The following is a 15559-nucleotide window of genomic DNA, read 5'->3' as shown; positions in this document are numbered from 1 at the left end:
TATTTTTTAACCGGGTACACAACCCACTAAATTTCTTAAATGTTATGAAACAAAAATTATTATGGGGAGCAATCCTTTTCTTGAACATGTCATTACTCGTTTTTTCATCTTGTAGTGATAACGATGACGAGGGTCCGGCCAAACCGACAATTCAGATTTCTGAACTGGGTTCCGGACACGATTCTCCGAATGACAAAACGGCTATTATCGGGACAGATGCGCATATCGAAGCTGAAATCGTAGCAGAAGGCTTGATTAAGGAGATTGAGGTAGAAATTCACCAGGTCGACGGTAGCTATGAGTTTGGAAAAGTTTACACAGATTCTAAATATATAGGAAATAAAAATGCAACTTTTCACGAACACCTGGATATTCCGTCGGATGCTCCGGCCGGGAAATATCATTTACACCTGCTTGTAGTAGATCAATTTGGACAAACTGCCTCTGCTGAATCTGATTTAACCCTTAAAGAAGCAGAAGTATCGATAACAATCGATGGATTTGCATTTGGTGCAGGGCACGATTTTCCTGATAATAAGACAGGATATATCGGAACTGCGCCTGTGGTAACAGCAGCATCAATCAAAGCAGAAAATGGAATAGAGAAGGTATTTGTAGAAATGCATAGCGAAGGTGAGGTTGCAGCCTTTGAACTCGATACTACTTATGTATGTGCCGGTGAAACAGAATTGAATGATTTTCATAAACATATACTTATACCTGACAATGCTCCTGCAGGAGATTACCATCTTCATTTCAAGGTATATGATAAAAACGGAAAATCTGTAGAAAAATCAATGGATATTGAGATTAAGGAAACAGAGATTGCCATATCCGCTTTAGAAATAGGAAACAACAATTCAGCAATAGCATCTAACATTCATACTGAGTTTAATGTGAATGCGGCAGATCCGTTAAAATCAATCCGTATCCGTATCTATAAACCGGAAACACCTGCTATCTATGTCTTAAATGAAACATATACAGATGAGTTTGCTACAGGTGATGTAAAAGAATATACTTTCCACAAACACATGAAAGCAACAGGAGCTACAGCCGGAGAGTATGTTATTGAAATAAGGATCAATGATACGAAGGGTGCAAGCAAAGCAGTAAAAGATAAGCTGACCATTACAGGAGCATAAATAGGAAGTAGTTTTGAATAATGGCTATTCACTGAAAGCAAAGATATGATAAATAAAAAGATTATACTATACAGCCTCGGTTGTCTTCTTGTTATGGCTTGCGGTAATGACGATGAAGACAGCCTGGATATGGAGAAGCCTTCCATAGATATGAGTTTCAATAATGCTTGTCCGCAAAACTGTATGATTTTGTACCGGGGGGAAAGTTTCCCTTTCAGGGCTGTATTTGCAGATAATCAGGAATTAGGTAATTATAATGTCGAAATTCATAATAATTTTGATCATCATTCGCATAGTACAGATGATGCAGAATGTGATTTGGACCCGAAAAAGACACCTGTAAAGGCATTTGTCTATAATCAGGATTTTTCTATTCCTTCGGGTAAAAATACCTTTGAAGCTAATAATGAAATTTTTATTCCTGAGGATGTGGATACCGGAGATTATCATTTTATGGTCCGGCTGACTGATAAAGCGGGTTGGCAACAATTGAAAGCGATAAGTTTAAAGATAAGAAGCCGGAATTGAATCCGTTTTTTTAGCATAAATCCGGATATTTCAGTAAATATCCGGATTTTACTTATTTATCAATTTACCCTGACTTTCCATCTAAAGCTTACTAACCATACTTAAATCATCCTCTGTATCAAATACGAGGCGTTTTCTGAAAAACTTATGTATATAATAGAAAAAACATTATAAATACAGACCTGTCCGTTATGCCTGTCATAATGAGGATACTTCTCTCATTATGATAGGCTTTTTTTTATCTGGCAGCCATTTTAGTGAAAATTTCTATATAAATAGTAATAAGTAATTATTACAGACCACCCGAATAAACATCTCTTATCACATTCGGGTTTTATTTTTATAAAGGATTTAAAATTGATAATACTTATGCTTTATGAACAAAATATCTATCCCAGTAATTGAATCGGTACTGCGTAAGAAACCGATCAAAATGCCGGAAGAAATATACAACGCGAGTGGTATTAATATCTTCGGTAAACGATTGAAATCATTGGTCTTTTCTACTGATCTGGCTATCATTAAGAATAACAATGCCGATGGGGTGATCGCGGTTTATCCTTTTACACCTCAGATTGCAATTAATCAGGCTATTATAGAAATTTCCCCTACGCCTGTGTTTTGTGGAGTAGGAGGAGGCATTACAAGCGGGCAGCGCTCGATTGATATCGCAATTAATGCGGAGTTAAACGGTGCTTATGGCGTAGTTCTGAATGCGCCTGCACCCAACGACCTGATTTCTGAAATGAAGGCGAGGCTGGATATCCCGATTGTTATAACGGTGGTATCTGAAAAAGAAGACTTTGAATCGAGAATGGAGGCGGGAGTATCTATATTTAATGTTTCAGGAGGCTCGAACACGACAAACATTGTTCGTAACATCAGAAAGAACCATCCCGATTTTCCTATAATAGCAACGGGAGGACCTACTCCGGAAAGTATTCTCCGTACGATTGAAGCCGGAGCTAATTTGATTACATATACACCGCCTACGACAGGAGAACTGTTTTCAGCAATTATGGATGACTACAGAGAGAGATTGTAGATAAGTTAAAGATGACAAATGTACTTATCCCGGATAGCTATAATGTATTAACTTAATTATCCCTTATACAGGGAAATATTAAAAGTCATTTACTGCATTGGGAATGAAAGGATAAATATTGCCGAAATGCGGAACTGCTGCCAAGATCCGGAAACAAACGGAAAAAAGATATAGGAACATTAATATATCTTTCTATCCATTGCAACTAATATCTTACAAAAATAATTATTTTTGTAAAGAGGATGAGTAAAAGATTTAGCAAGAAAGAGGTGTAGTCGCCTCGTTGGTTCATGCCTTTTCTGAGATTCAGTAATACTTTGATTTATTACCTGAACCTTTCAGATTCTTAGGTATAAATCAAAGTATTACTGAAAGTAAACACTCATCCTCTTTTTATTTAAACGATGAATATAATTTTAGTCATACTTATTATAGCTTTGGGATTATGGTTGCTTTACAAATTTTTCAACACAGGAAGTAAAGACGACTATAACAGGAATACAAGTGACTATAACCGTAACGCAGATAACTACGATAGAGGAGAGGCGAGAAAGGATAATAACAAAAAATCTATTTTCTCATTTTTATCAAAAAAGAAAAGCAATACCGAAAAAAGAGCCAAAAGGCAAAGCATTTTCGCCCGTATATTTTCCGAACCTTTACCTTTTGATGATGGAGCGATAACCTGGTGTGCAAACTTTTTAATTATTGATAAAAATACTTTGATCGGGATATTGAGAGATACTTCTGAACATTACTCTCATTTCAAACTGAGTAAAAGAAGTGGAGGTTATCGTACAATATCGGCACCAAATGCAACCTTGCTGAATCTCCAAAAAATAATCTATAAACGGATATTGCTCTCCGTAAATGTGCATCCTGCAAGTATGGGATTTCGTCAAAACATCTCTGTTACGCATAATGCAAAAGCCCATTTAGGAAATGAACAGATATTAAAAGCCGATATCGTCGATTTTTTCGGGTCAATAAAAAAGTATAGAATAATAAAGGCCTTTGAAAAGATCGGGTATCCGGTCAATATATCGCAAGTACTGGCAGAATTATGTACTCTTGAAGGTAAACTTCCTCAAGGGGCGGTAACCAGCCCTGCCCTTAGCAATATTATTGCATATGATATGGATGTGAAACTGGCTTCTGTTGCCCAGGAAAACAATCTGACATATACCCGCTATGCAGATGATTTAACTTTCTCAGGAGAAGATATCTCTTTTGAACTTACCCTATCCGAAATTGATCGTATAATAAGGGAAGAAAAATTTATATTACAACGAAAAAAGACCCGCTTCCTGACCGAAAAGAAGCGAAAGATCGTTACCGGTATTTCCGTTAGTTCAGGCGAAAAGCTGATGATTCCCAAAGCAAAGAAGCGCGAAATAAGGAAAAATGTCCATTATATTTTAACAAGAGGTCTGGTCGAGCATCAGCGGTTTGTTGGCTCAACCGATCCCTCTTATATGAAACGGTTAATGGGCTATCTCAACTTCTGGCTCATGGTAGAACCGGATAATGAATATGTAAAAAAGTCTATTGCAACCTTAAAAAAGAAATAGACTATATTATTACCGCACGTCCATTTTCTACTTTCAAATAGTTCTTAGCTATGGCCCTGGCTATCCCCCGATGCATTGCTGCATCAACATTCGATCCGCCCCGGGCAAAACCCAAGAGCTGAGCCGATAGTCTGGATAGGTCTGTTGTTGGCAAACTGATCTCATCGGTCAATACATACTTCATCGCATTGGCAACTTCTTCGGGAGGAAGATCGACAGCCTCTCTCAATCCTGTTCGGAAAAGATCGTACTGCAAATATTGCTCTTCATCCAACCAATAGAAGGACGAATCCTCGTGATGTGAGACATAAAAATCGCTTAACATCAACAAGTCATTGATATAACCCTCTAAACGCTGTCCTAATCTTGAAATGCCCCATGCCGCAAGCACCCTTTTACAAAGTAAAGATTTGCTTATGGGCGCTTCTGTCTCAATAACTTCTTTAATCTGATTCAGTATGATTCCTCTGTGCCCCGGATAGAAGAATTCTTCGCTGCTATATGGTGAAGGCATTAATGCTGATATCTGGTAGGATGATATATTATTCTCAGCAACTTCGGCCGGAGATGATATATCCATTGTTGTTTCACCTTCCGTCTCTACACTTTTTTGTGAAGTTATAACTTCTATATCAACAATATCTGTTTCTTTGGCTATCAAAGCTTCCTCTATAGTCGCCAAAACTGCACTGGGATTCTCCCACCAGTCTAAAGTCCATATTTTAAGTATTTTCCAACCAAGCATTCTCAGTACACCATTCTGTACGATTTCCCTATCCCGAACCATTTTAGCCCGCCTGTAATTCTCTCCGTCACATATAATACCTAGCTTATATCTGGACGGATTATCCTTATCTACAATACCAATATCTATTCTATAGCCCGAACAACCGATATTCGTATCGACTTTGTAGCCTAATTTTTCGAGTTTGTCAGCTATCAGGTTGTTTATTGAATACTCAGCAACTGTATTTTGTATTCTATTTGCAATTTGCCCCCCTTTTTCGGCGTATTCTAAGAATCGTTTTAGTCCCGCAACGCCGACAGCACCTGTCCGGTTAAGGTCAATTTGATCGGAGCGTAGAGTCGAATATATAACCATTTCATATCTGGCTCTTGATACGGCTACATTTAGCCTGCGTTCACCTCCTTCTCTGTTGAGTGGACCGAAGTTCATACTTATCCTACCTTCTTTATCCGGACCATAGCCCACCGAAAAAAGAATGACATCCCTTTCGTCTCCTTGTACATTTTCCAGATTCTTTATGAATATAGGTTCTTCGCATTCCAATGCCAGACTCTCCAACTGAGGATTGAACATAAATACATCAGACAGTAAATCCTCGATAAGAGATTGCTGTACCGAACTGAACGTAACAACTCCGATACTCCTTTTTCTTAGTTTTTCATCTTCCAGTCTTCTTACTATTTCATCAACTATAGCCTGTGCTTCCGCTTTATTCTGCCGGGATTTACCTTTGTCATAATGCCCGTCGACAGGGATAAATCTGACTTTAGATTCGATATTGTCAGGCGAAGGGAATGTAAGAAGCTTATTATCATAATACTCCGAATTGCTGAAAGCAATCAAACTTTCGTGTTTACTCCGATAATGCCAGAGTAAATATTTGGATGGCATAGAAAGGGCCAGGCAATCATCCAGAATACTTTCCAGATCTTCCATTTCTATATTATCTTCATCCGTGGAATTTACAGAAAAGAAATTGGTTGGAGGCATCTGTTTCGGGTCACCGACTATCACTACATTTTTTCCTCTGGCAATAGCTCCCACGGCCTCATAAGTCGGCATTTGCGATGCTTCGTCAAAGACTATAAGATCAAATTTATCTGCATCCACATCTATATATTGAGCAACAGATATAGGGCTCATCAACATACAGGGGCACATTCTTGGTAACAGGGTCGGAATAAGGTCGAACAATCTGCGGATAGAAATACCACGGGCATTATTCCGGATGTTTCGTTGCAGAATACCGACTTCCGAGTTTTGAGTAGCTTCTCTTGTAAAAGACGGAAGATTAGCCGCTAGCTTGGCAACCAGCTCTTTCCGGGTTAATTGCTCAAAATCTGCAACCAGCCTCTTATATTTTTCTATCGTATCATTGAAGATCTTCCCCTTGAACAGTTGCAGATTTGGCTCTTTGGAGATAATATATTCGATTACAGCTTTGTAAAAGCTTTTATAGAATATATTTAGAACCTTGTTTGTCTCAATGTTATCATCTTTGTACTGGTCGGCAATAAAACCTATTTGCAAAGTTTGCATTTTATTGTTGACGAGTAACCATTGATACCAGTCTTTGAGCTTATCCAAATTCTCCGACCAAATATCAAGTTGTCTCAAAGAAGATTCTATCCAGTTGCCGGATTGCTTATACAAAATATCTTCACTCGTACCCAGTACATTATATAACACTTTTTCTTGTTGATCCAGTTTTGGTATAAGATTATTTAGTGTGATCAGTGCTCCGCCATGCATTCCCCTGAACGTACTAATCCCATCTGATAGCTGCAGCGATAATACACGCTTGATATTCGTGGCTTTGGATATATCCTTTGTGTGTTCCAGTATTAATGAGTTAATAGCTGAAGTATCCGTAATGATCTGTTCTATTGTTTTCCAATCTTCGCTACCATTACGTCCATACTTCTTAAAATACACAGGCATATCGTCCTCATATTTTTTCAAATAGCCCTGTTCCGATTGGAATTCTATTATATCCTCTAAGGTCGAAGATATTTGATCCTTGCTTAATTGACAGGTTGCATGTATTATAAGTTGTTTCCTTATAGATCGTTGTTCGAAAAATCTAGGGATAAACCATTTATTTAAGGTCTGATTCCAGTCGAACAGCATTTTTTTCGCATCAACAGATAATACTCCTTCCGAAAACCGGGAAAGTAAACTTTGTTTCAGGTGATCTCTATTTTTTCCATGTTCGCATACATCCTTGTATTCATCTAACGTCTCGTTCAGTTGAGGTGATATAAGTAACGCAGAAGTAAGTTCCGGGATATTTAATAACTTATCTATTATATTTGTTACAGTTCTTGTATTCTTCTTATCCTTGTAGACTTCAAATTCGGTAAATAAATCTGGTAATTGATCCAGTTGCTTCCGAATATCAGATATAACACTGATCAGACCTTGGATGCTTTTTGACGCTTCATCTTTAATTGTAGACGAATATTGCCCAATGGTAATACCGGCCAAGGGATGTTTATATGGATGCCCGCAAGCGTTGGCTGTGGATATTAGCTGCTCTAATGTTTCGTTCCATTGTTGAAGTCTGTTTTTATCCAGTTCAGACAAAAGTTCTTCCGGAATATTAAACAGAGGAGCAACATCTATTTGCTGAAATTTTACAATAGAATCATAAAGTGATACACCAAACGGATATACTTTATGTAAAGCCTCGATATACTTATTCATTTCGGTACGTAAGGCAAAAATACGCTCAGCTTCCTGCTTAAAATTTTCAGGAGGAGTAGTCTTTACAATCTCAGTTGTTTCTTTTAGCTGCGAAAGGATCATCCCTTTTTTTGTCTTGTTAGAGTGTAATTCCAAACAAAAGGGTGCTAAGCCTATAGCTTCAAGACGGCGTTGAACTACCGATAATGCAGCCATCTTTTCAGCAACAAATAAAACTCGTTTACCTTTATATAAAGCATTAGCTATGAGATTCGTTATTGTTTGCGACTTTCCAGTTCCGGGAGGGCCGTGTAATATAAAATTTCGCCCTTCGGATGCTTCCCAGATGGCCTCCAACTGTGAAGAGTCGGCACTGATAGGCAAAACAATCTCGTCGGGAGGAATTGTGCTATCCAGTGTTTTAGCATCCACTTCACACTCCTCAACGTTCCATTCTATTTTACCGTTCATGAGGCTGGAAACTACATTGTTTTCAATAAGTTTATGAGAGTTATTGTGGATATCGTTCCACATGATAAACTTATTGAATGAGAATAGCCCCAAAATAGCTTGTTCTTCCACGTCCCATTTCGGCTGGTTTTTTATACTGTTTCGGATAATTGTGTAAATGAGCTTAACATTTACTCCGCTATCATCCACTGGCAAAGGGTCTAATCCCGAGATAGTGATATTGAAATTCTGGCGAAGCATCTCCAACAATGTAATATTCATCATTGTTTCTTCTTCTCGCGAACGTATCACATATCCTTTGGCTGCCGATTTTCTTATTATTTCGACAGGGATAAGCATTATTGGCGCATAGCGGGGGCGTTCGCTCGATTTAGTCTCGTACCATTTCAATAAGCCTAAGGCTATGTACAATGTGTTAGCGCCATTTTCCTCCAAGGCTGTACGTGACGAACGGTACAAGTATGTAAGGGCTTTGCCTAGTTCGTTTTCAGTCAGATAGGAACGAAGCCGCTTTTGTGTCAATTCCGATTTTATAAGATCTGTTATAGGGTCGGCTTCTGAAACTGATTTATATAATCCATAATCGAACAATGGATTGTCCCAATCAGTGGGCTTATGCATTATTCTGAACTCATCACCATCGGCCAGCGCATCTTCGAATAAATCGAGATTAGCAGAAATGAGCTGCAATGTATTCTTTGTAATCCTTATATTCAGAAGGTTATTCCGCAAGCTTAAATCGAGGAGTTTGCGTTCCCACAATAACTGCTTGGTAAGAACAATTTCTGAACTTATACCTGACAAATCATAAGGATTTATAGTTTGTGGCGTTGCCTGCGACCTATCTAAAGCGGACGATACTTCTTCCTTTACTTCCCAATGCTGCCCGTTCAATATTCGTTGCGGAATTGGTTTGATTCCGGAGAAGCGGGCTCTTTTTATATCTACAGCCAATATGAAATCGGGTTGTGAAATACGTTTATTGGCAATTTTTACAGCCTGATCGAAATCGACATTTTGCCCCATATTCATACAGGTAGTCTCAACGAGAGTGATATCATTAATACCATCAGCTTTTCTCTTATTAATTAGAGATACATCCTCAATAATACTGTCGGGAGATGTTTCCGGAACAAGCCAGCCTCCGGCGAATGCATGTCCGTTAACCACGATAATAAGCGGGTGTATCCCGATTGCTTCCAAGCATGAGGCATATAGTAAAGCCATGTCAAGGCAAGTACCCAGTTTTTGAGTCATCACTGAATCTACAAGCCGGATTCGCTGTCCGTAGTCTTCAAAACTAGCCGGAACAGTGCTGTATATAATTTCCTGTTCGGCAATGGCTGTGTATATGGCAGCCATTTGCTTTTGTACTCTATCGGGATTGCGGCTTTGATATTCGTCTAATGACGGGTTATCTGTCCAGTGTTCTAGAATAGTCGCGGCCCGTTTGATTATAGGTAGTGTTGCGGGATGATTCGGTGTAACGAATGCAGACAGCATTTCCGGTAAGATGGCAATACCTCCCCATTGATCATAAGCCAAAACATTGATAGGGTATTTTTCTTCAAACAGGAGTTCTCCTTTTGAATATATTTTCAGAGATAGATCTCCGGATATTCGTTCTGTAAGCTGGGCAAAGTAATTGGCTGAGAGATTTAACTTAGGTGTTTCTACTCTGATCTTTTCTTTTGGATTGATTGCTTCTATGGATATAGGAATCATTGTCGTGAATTCGGGATCTACCGTCAGTTCTATCTTCAAGTCCTTGAGGACTTCTTCCGTCTGGTTTTCTATCGAAAAATCCCGTATAACAGATACCCGATTTTGCTGTATGGCAAAGTTTACAACAGGCAGATAAGAAAATTCAATATTAAGTTTACTTTGCTCGTTTTCCATAACTAGAGAGCTCCTTGTTATAATTAGTTTGAAATACTTTTTTTTACAAGGTTTAAAGATAATAATCTATCCTGCAATATTCACATAACTTCTACTATTTACAGACTTTACCACGTGAATCTCCGTAATTACCCGTTCCTTCGTATCTTCGACATGTGAGATAGCTCCAATTTCCACTAAATTTAAATTAACTTTTTTCAAAACAATAAGATGGTAGCGGAAAAGCTCACAGAAGTAAAAAAATAGAGGCGTTGTGCAGATGTTATGCAAGTATAAAATGAAAAATAGCTACAAACGATTTGTTTGCAGCTATTTTATTGACTATCCAAGTGATCCGGTTGAGATCCGGATTTTATCTCATAACTTATTGTTTTCCAGTCGGAAACAAAAAGCCTTTGTAGCTATGGTAACGGTTAGGTAACGATTTAAAAACCAGGTGCGCAATAATCTGATTATCAACACATTACGTCTAACCCTTTAAATTGCTCGGAATTTGTTTAATTTTAAAATATATTACCATCTGCTTATCAGATAGTTACGAATTTAAAGTAAACAATACCGTTTGCAATCGACAAAAACGCCTTTTTGTCTATACTGTCTATGTTTTGCGTACCAAACAATACAGGTTCAAATCTAAACATTATTTTTTACTTCACCAAATGTTTGGTTGTAAATATTTTAGCTAATAGTGCAAGGTGCAGGCATCTTTATAAAGATGCCTGCACCTTGCACTAACTAATCTAAGAATTTTCGGAAATGCCTCCCTAACTCCCGTTCAACTTGCTTGAAAGGTGGTAAGTCCTGAATCTGATCCGACATTGAAGTTTCCCACTGTTTTTCAAAAGCAGGAAGTATTTTTTCTAACCTTTTTCTAATAGTATCAGGCTTCAAATCTTTAAAAGTGGCTTTTTCCTGATATTCAGATAATAAATCAGCCATTTCAAGACCTTCATTTTCTGAAAGAAACCATAGGTCATAAAAATCTCTTGGTTGTACTCTTGACAAAAGCGATCTCATTTTTTCAGTCATAACCTCATTTAATGAGTAGCATTTCAAAGAACATTCTTCCTGATCAGAATACACCTCTATCATTTGTTTTTCCTCCAGATCGAATTTTAATAATTCATTTCGGGATATGTCAACTTTTACCTGCTTTCCTCTGCCGCCTAATGGCCCTATATAATTGATAAAAAAGTTGATGTTGCCTGTTTGATGCTCGCCAAAATCATCCATAGATAAATCTATATTGGCTTCATCCTTAATAAAATCAAACACTTCCTGAAAGGCAGTCTGTATATCCTCGTTTGTTTTGCCTTCATCGAGTAAGGTAAAATCAAGGTCTTCGGAAAAACGGTAATCCTCGAAATAGAATTTTTTAAGGACTGTTCCTCCTTTAAATGTCAGGACTTCAGATAATAATTCATGTTGGGATATCCCGTATAATATCCAGGTAAGAACATAGTCTTTCTCTATCTGGGTATCTCTGACTCCCGCTTCCCATGCTACTTTTTGTATTTCCGCTTGTTTTATCATGTATATATAACCGATTTAATTGTTTCTAAATCTACGTTCTGCTGTATTCTCCACCTTGTATTTATTGCTCCTTCTTTGGGTGTTGTGGTATCCAAAATTGCAATTGAATCAGTCAGTATCTTGTTTAGTTCCTCTATGCAAGGAGCATTGATTCCCAAAAGTTCTAAAATATAACCAAGACGCTTCGGTACAGATTGCGATCCGAATTTAACAATATAATTCAGTAACTGGTCATACTTTAATTTATCTTTTGCTATATAAATCGCTTTAGCAATTTCTACAATCCCTCCGGCATAATCCGGTTTATGAAGACAATCTATAATTGTCTTTTCCAGATCACTGCATAATACTTTATTGAAGCTGTCTATCCAGGTCTTTTTGTATCCGAAAAAATGTTTAGAATTATGATATATAAATTGGAATTTAACTCCTCTGATTTCAATAATAGATGGTTTTATTTGGCTGTTCACAACTATTTGCTCTTTGAGAGACGGCTGAGTTATGAGATTATGTATCTGCAAAGCCGAATAATATCCGATGTAATAATGTTTTCCCGCCAACGGTTCGGCTAATAAATGCCAGTCAGGCATATAGCTTAAAGAATCCTGCTCATAAGGAATGATGTAAAAGATGCCCTCTTTCACTCTTAGCAGTAAACCCTCATTGACCATCCTTAATATTTGTTGGCGAATGGTTTTTATTTCGGTTTGAGGAAACATTTTGATGACATCATCATATGTGAACCAGCTCTTGTCCATAACATTGAATCTGGTCAGAATTTCTCCGGCTTTACTCGTTATACGTTTATGTTTTATATCCATATTGCTATATTTTGCATAGTATTTAGGATATGAAAAGTATGATTATTTACGTTTTATATCTCAAACACTACCTATTTTGTAGCTTCAAAGATAATAAAAATATTAAAATATAATAACTGCCTATTAAATAATTCAGTCGTAATGAGACAAAAATAATTATGTAGTAAATGAGCCACACCTTATATACATCTAAATATCAATAACATATAATCAAACGGAGATGTCACCCCGTGTCTTTTAAACCTATTTTTCTAAATATCAAACAGTAACTTACTGAAAACCAATATAAGCAAATAAAAATCATACACGGGTGTATATACAGTGGTGCAATTCAATTTTCTACATTCCTGACTTTTGTAGCAGATTAAAATATAACGCTATGGAAGTAATAACATTTGAAAGCAAAGCATACAAAGATTTGGCTGATAAAATAGACCGTATAGCCCAGTATGTAACTCAAAAAGAGACAGTCCCACCATCCCAATCGAAAGGAGATGATAGTATAGATAATAGATGGCTCGATAACTTTGAAGTAGCGGAGCTATTGAAAATTAGTACCCGTACATTACAACGGTTGAGATCGAAGAATCTTATCAGTTTTAGTTTATTGGGGGGAAAATGCTATTATCAGGTTTCAGATATTGAAACGGCATTGAGAAACAGATTGATAAGATGTACTCCTGAAACGATTGCTGAATTCCGAAAAAATTTCCTGCTGTATGCTAAACAAAAATGAGATTCTTTCCCGTACAAATGGCGGTCTAGATGTATTCCGCTATTATCTGAATGTTGAGTTCCGGATTGGAAGAAATTTTTTAAATCCACTCTATAAAGACTCGAAAGCGTCATGTAATATCTTCTATGACCGTCATAAGCAATATTACCGGATGAAAGATTTCGGCGATGATACATACAGTGGAGATTGTTTTGCCCTTGTCGGGAATATACATAGACTGGATTGCAAGAGTGCTAGTGGCTTTATTGAAATTCTTTCGATCATCAACCGTGATTTAAATCTAAGTTTAGACGAGAGGGATAAAGCAAATATTCAAACACAGTCATCGAAATCAATATCTCCACCTAAAAAGAATGATCCGGAGCCACCACTTATCCAACAACAAGTAAAACCTTATAAAATTACACGGAAAGAATTCTCTACCAAAGAGCTAAACTTTTGGAACCAATCGGGTATTACACACGATGTGTTAAAACAGTACAAGGTTATCTCTTTGATGGATTTTTCATCTAAAAACAACAATGATAAACCATTTTCAATTGAATCAACAACTGATGAACCAATATTCGCTTATTTAGGCAAAAGCAGGATTAAACTCTATCGTCCATTTTCCAATCCTCGCTTTATGTATGCAGGGGAACCGGAAGAATACTATTGCTTCGGATTGGAGCAACTTCCGGCTAAGGGCGATGTCCTTTTTATAACTGGAGGAGAAAGGGATGTGCTTACTTTGGCTACGCATGGGTTTCATGCAATATGTTTCAATAGTGAATCGTCTAATATCCCCAAAAGAATAATACACAAACTGGTTTATCGCTTCAAACATATTGTAATACTGTATGATGTAGATAAAACAGGTCTTTCCTGTTCTCAAAAGCATTATCAGTTATTGCGAGAGTTCGATGTAAAGAGGCTGCTCTTGCCTATGGATGGCAGTAAAAAGGAAAAAGATATAACCGATTATTTTCGGTTGGGATATAAGCGGGGAGATTTTTTACAATTATTTGTAGAACACCTGGACAATCTATACTCCGAAACAATGGCTGTATTAAAATCTTGTGAAATAGATTTTAGCAATCCTCCGGCCAGTGTAAAGACTATAATTTCTATTAATGACGTACCTCTGGGTACGCAAGGAAACCTTCTTTGTATTACAGGAGGTGAAGGAAGTGGAAAAAGTAACTATGCAGGGAGCTTAATCTCCGGAGCAATTGGAGATAAGATACAATCGATTGATAGTCTCGGAACATCTGTAGATGCCAATTTAAAGAATAAAGCTTTACTGCTCTACGATACCGAGCAATCCGAAGTCCAGTTGTATAAGAATTCATTGAACATTCTGAAACGAAGCAAGCAAAAAAGATTACCTGACTATTTTAAAGCTTATTGCCTGACAGGCATGTCGCGCAATGAACGCTTGCAAGCCATTGTACAAAGTATGGATAAGTATTACTATGAATTTGGTGGTATCCATATGGTTATTATAGACGGTATAGCGGATTTGATCGGTTCAGCCAATGACGAAACAGAAAGTTTACGGATTGTAGATGAGTTATACCGTTTAGCAGGGATTTATAAAACTTGTATTATCTGTGTTCTTCACTTCGTGCCAAATGGACTGAAGCTTCGGGGGCATCTTGGTTCAGAGCTTCAACGTAAGGCAGCAGCCATTGTGTCCATAGAAAAGGACGATGATCCGAATATATCTGTAATCAAAGCTTTGAAAGTCCGTGACGGCAGTCCGCTGGATGTGCCTCTGATTCAGTTTGCTTGGGATAAAGAAGTTGGAATGCATTGTTATCTGGGAGAGAAAACAAAAGAAGAAAAAGACAAACGTAAAGAAAATGAATTACTGAATGTGGCTCGTAGTATTTTTCGTATAAAACCATTTCTCAGTTATCTGGAGTTAGCTGAAGAGTTACAACAAGTTATGGACGTGCGTGAGCGTACTGCAAAAAGTTATATCAAGTTCATGAGAGAGAAAGAGATTATAATTAAAGATCCTTCCAATGACAGCATATTTATTCTTGGTCAATTAAAATGATAATTCAAATGTATATAGATAAAAATTATTTTGATGATTGGATGAAACGCATTTTAGAAAGCTTGGAAGCCCTGAACGCTAAGCTGGTAACCGTAATGCGTGCGGATCAACGGATTAAAGGCGATGTTGTTCTTGACAATCAGGATTTAATGGAGATTCTTAAAATAAGTCCCCGGACATTACAACGGATACGCAATTCAGGGAAACTACCCTATCATAAAATGAATAAGAAAAACTACTATTTAAAATCTGACGTAGAAAAATATATCATGGAACACTTTGGAAAGGATATGTCTTTCGGTTCAGACAACGAAGTATCAGAAGTATAATAAT

The 15559-nt window shown here is 37.4% G+C and carries 10 protein-coding genes; 7 read left to right on the top strand and 3 right to left on the bottom strand.

Annotated elements, in window-relative coordinates; all coding sequences use genetic code 11:
- Nucleotides 1-44 precede the first annotated feature (44 nt).
- From ACYQ3L_RS18645 to ACYQ3L_RS18630, 4 genes are all read left to right on the top strand, one after another.
- Entirely contained in the window at nucleotides 45-1145 is a 1101-nt protein-coding gene (locus ACYQ3L_RS18645; protein WP_379994385.1) for a DUF4625 domain-containing protein, read from the top strand.
- A gap of 45 nt (nucleotides 1146-1190) precedes the next feature.
- Nucleotides 1191-1673, top strand: a complete 483-nt coding sequence (locus ACYQ3L_RS18640; protein ID WP_379994384.1) for a DUF4625 domain-containing protein — start codon at nucleotides 1191-1193, stop codon at nucleotides 1671-1673.
- A 376-nt stretch (nucleotides 1674-2049) separates the two neighbouring features.
- Complete coding sequence (locus tag ACYQ3L_RS18635; RefSeq protein WP_379994383.1) at nucleotides 2050-2718, top strand: hydrolase; 669 nt, start codon at nucleotides 2050-2052, stop codon at nucleotides 2716-2718.
- 404 nt (nucleotides 2719-3122) lie between these two features.
- Nucleotides 3123-4289, top strand: a complete 1167-nt coding sequence (locus ACYQ3L_RS18630; protein WP_379994382.1) for a retron St85 family RNA-directed DNA polymerase — start codon at nucleotides 3123-3125, stop codon at nucleotides 4287-4289.
- 1 nt (nucleotide 4290) lies between these two features.
- Here the strand turns inward: ACYQ3L_RS18630 and proA are convergent, their stop codons facing one another.
- The 3 genes from proA to ACYQ3L_RS18615 form a co-directional block, all read right to left on the bottom strand.
- Complete coding sequence (gene proA / locus ACYQ3L_RS18625; RefSeq protein ID WP_379994381.1) at nucleotides 4291-10092, bottom strand: anti-phage protein ProA; 5802 nt, start codon at nucleotides 10090-10092, stop codon at nucleotides 4291-4293.
- A 735-nt stretch (nucleotides 10093-10827) separates the two neighbouring features.
- Entirely contained in the window at nucleotides 10828-11625 is a 798-nt protein-coding gene (locus ACYQ3L_RS18620) for a nucleotidyl transferase AbiEii/AbiGii toxin family protein (RefSeq protein WP_379994379.1), read from the bottom strand.
- Complete coding sequence (locus ACYQ3L_RS18615; protein WP_379994378.1) at nucleotides 11622-12446, bottom strand: type IV toxin-antitoxin system AbiEi family antitoxin domain-containing protein; 825 nt, start codon at nucleotides 12444-12446, stop codon at nucleotides 11622-11624. Before ACYQ3L_RS18615 ends, ACYQ3L_RS18620 begins: the two co-directional genes overlap by 4 nt.
- Before the next feature lie 379 nt (nucleotides 12447-12825).
- Between ACYQ3L_RS18615 and ACYQ3L_RS18610 the strand changes: the two genes are divergently transcribed.
- From ACYQ3L_RS18610 to ACYQ3L_RS18600, 3 genes are read left to right on the top strand one after another with little or no spacing between them, the layout of a single operon-like run.
- Complete coding sequence (locus ACYQ3L_RS18610) at nucleotides 12826-13182, top strand: helix-turn-helix domain-containing protein (protein WP_379994377.1); 357 nt, start codon at nucleotides 12826-12828, stop codon at nucleotides 13180-13182.
- Nucleotides 13166-15226, top strand: a complete 2061-nt coding sequence (locus ACYQ3L_RS18605) for a toprim domain-containing protein (protein WP_379994375.1) — start codon at nucleotides 13166-13168, stop codon at nucleotides 15224-15226. Before ACYQ3L_RS18610 ends, ACYQ3L_RS18605 begins: the two co-directional genes overlap by 17 nt.
- Nucleotides 15227-15234: 8 nt before the next feature.
- Nucleotides 15235-15555 (top strand): helix-turn-helix domain-containing protein, encoded by a 321-nt coding sequence (locus ACYQ3L_RS18600; RefSeq protein ID WP_459952451.1) that lies wholly within the window; start codon nucleotides 15235-15237, stop codon nucleotides 15553-15555.
- Nucleotides 15556-15559 lie beyond the last annotated feature (4 nt).

This window comes from Dysgonomonas termitidis, assembly GCF_054657735.1.
The sequence above is the reverse complement of the archived record's forward strand: the minus strand, read 5'-3'. Positions and strand labels throughout refer to the sequence as shown.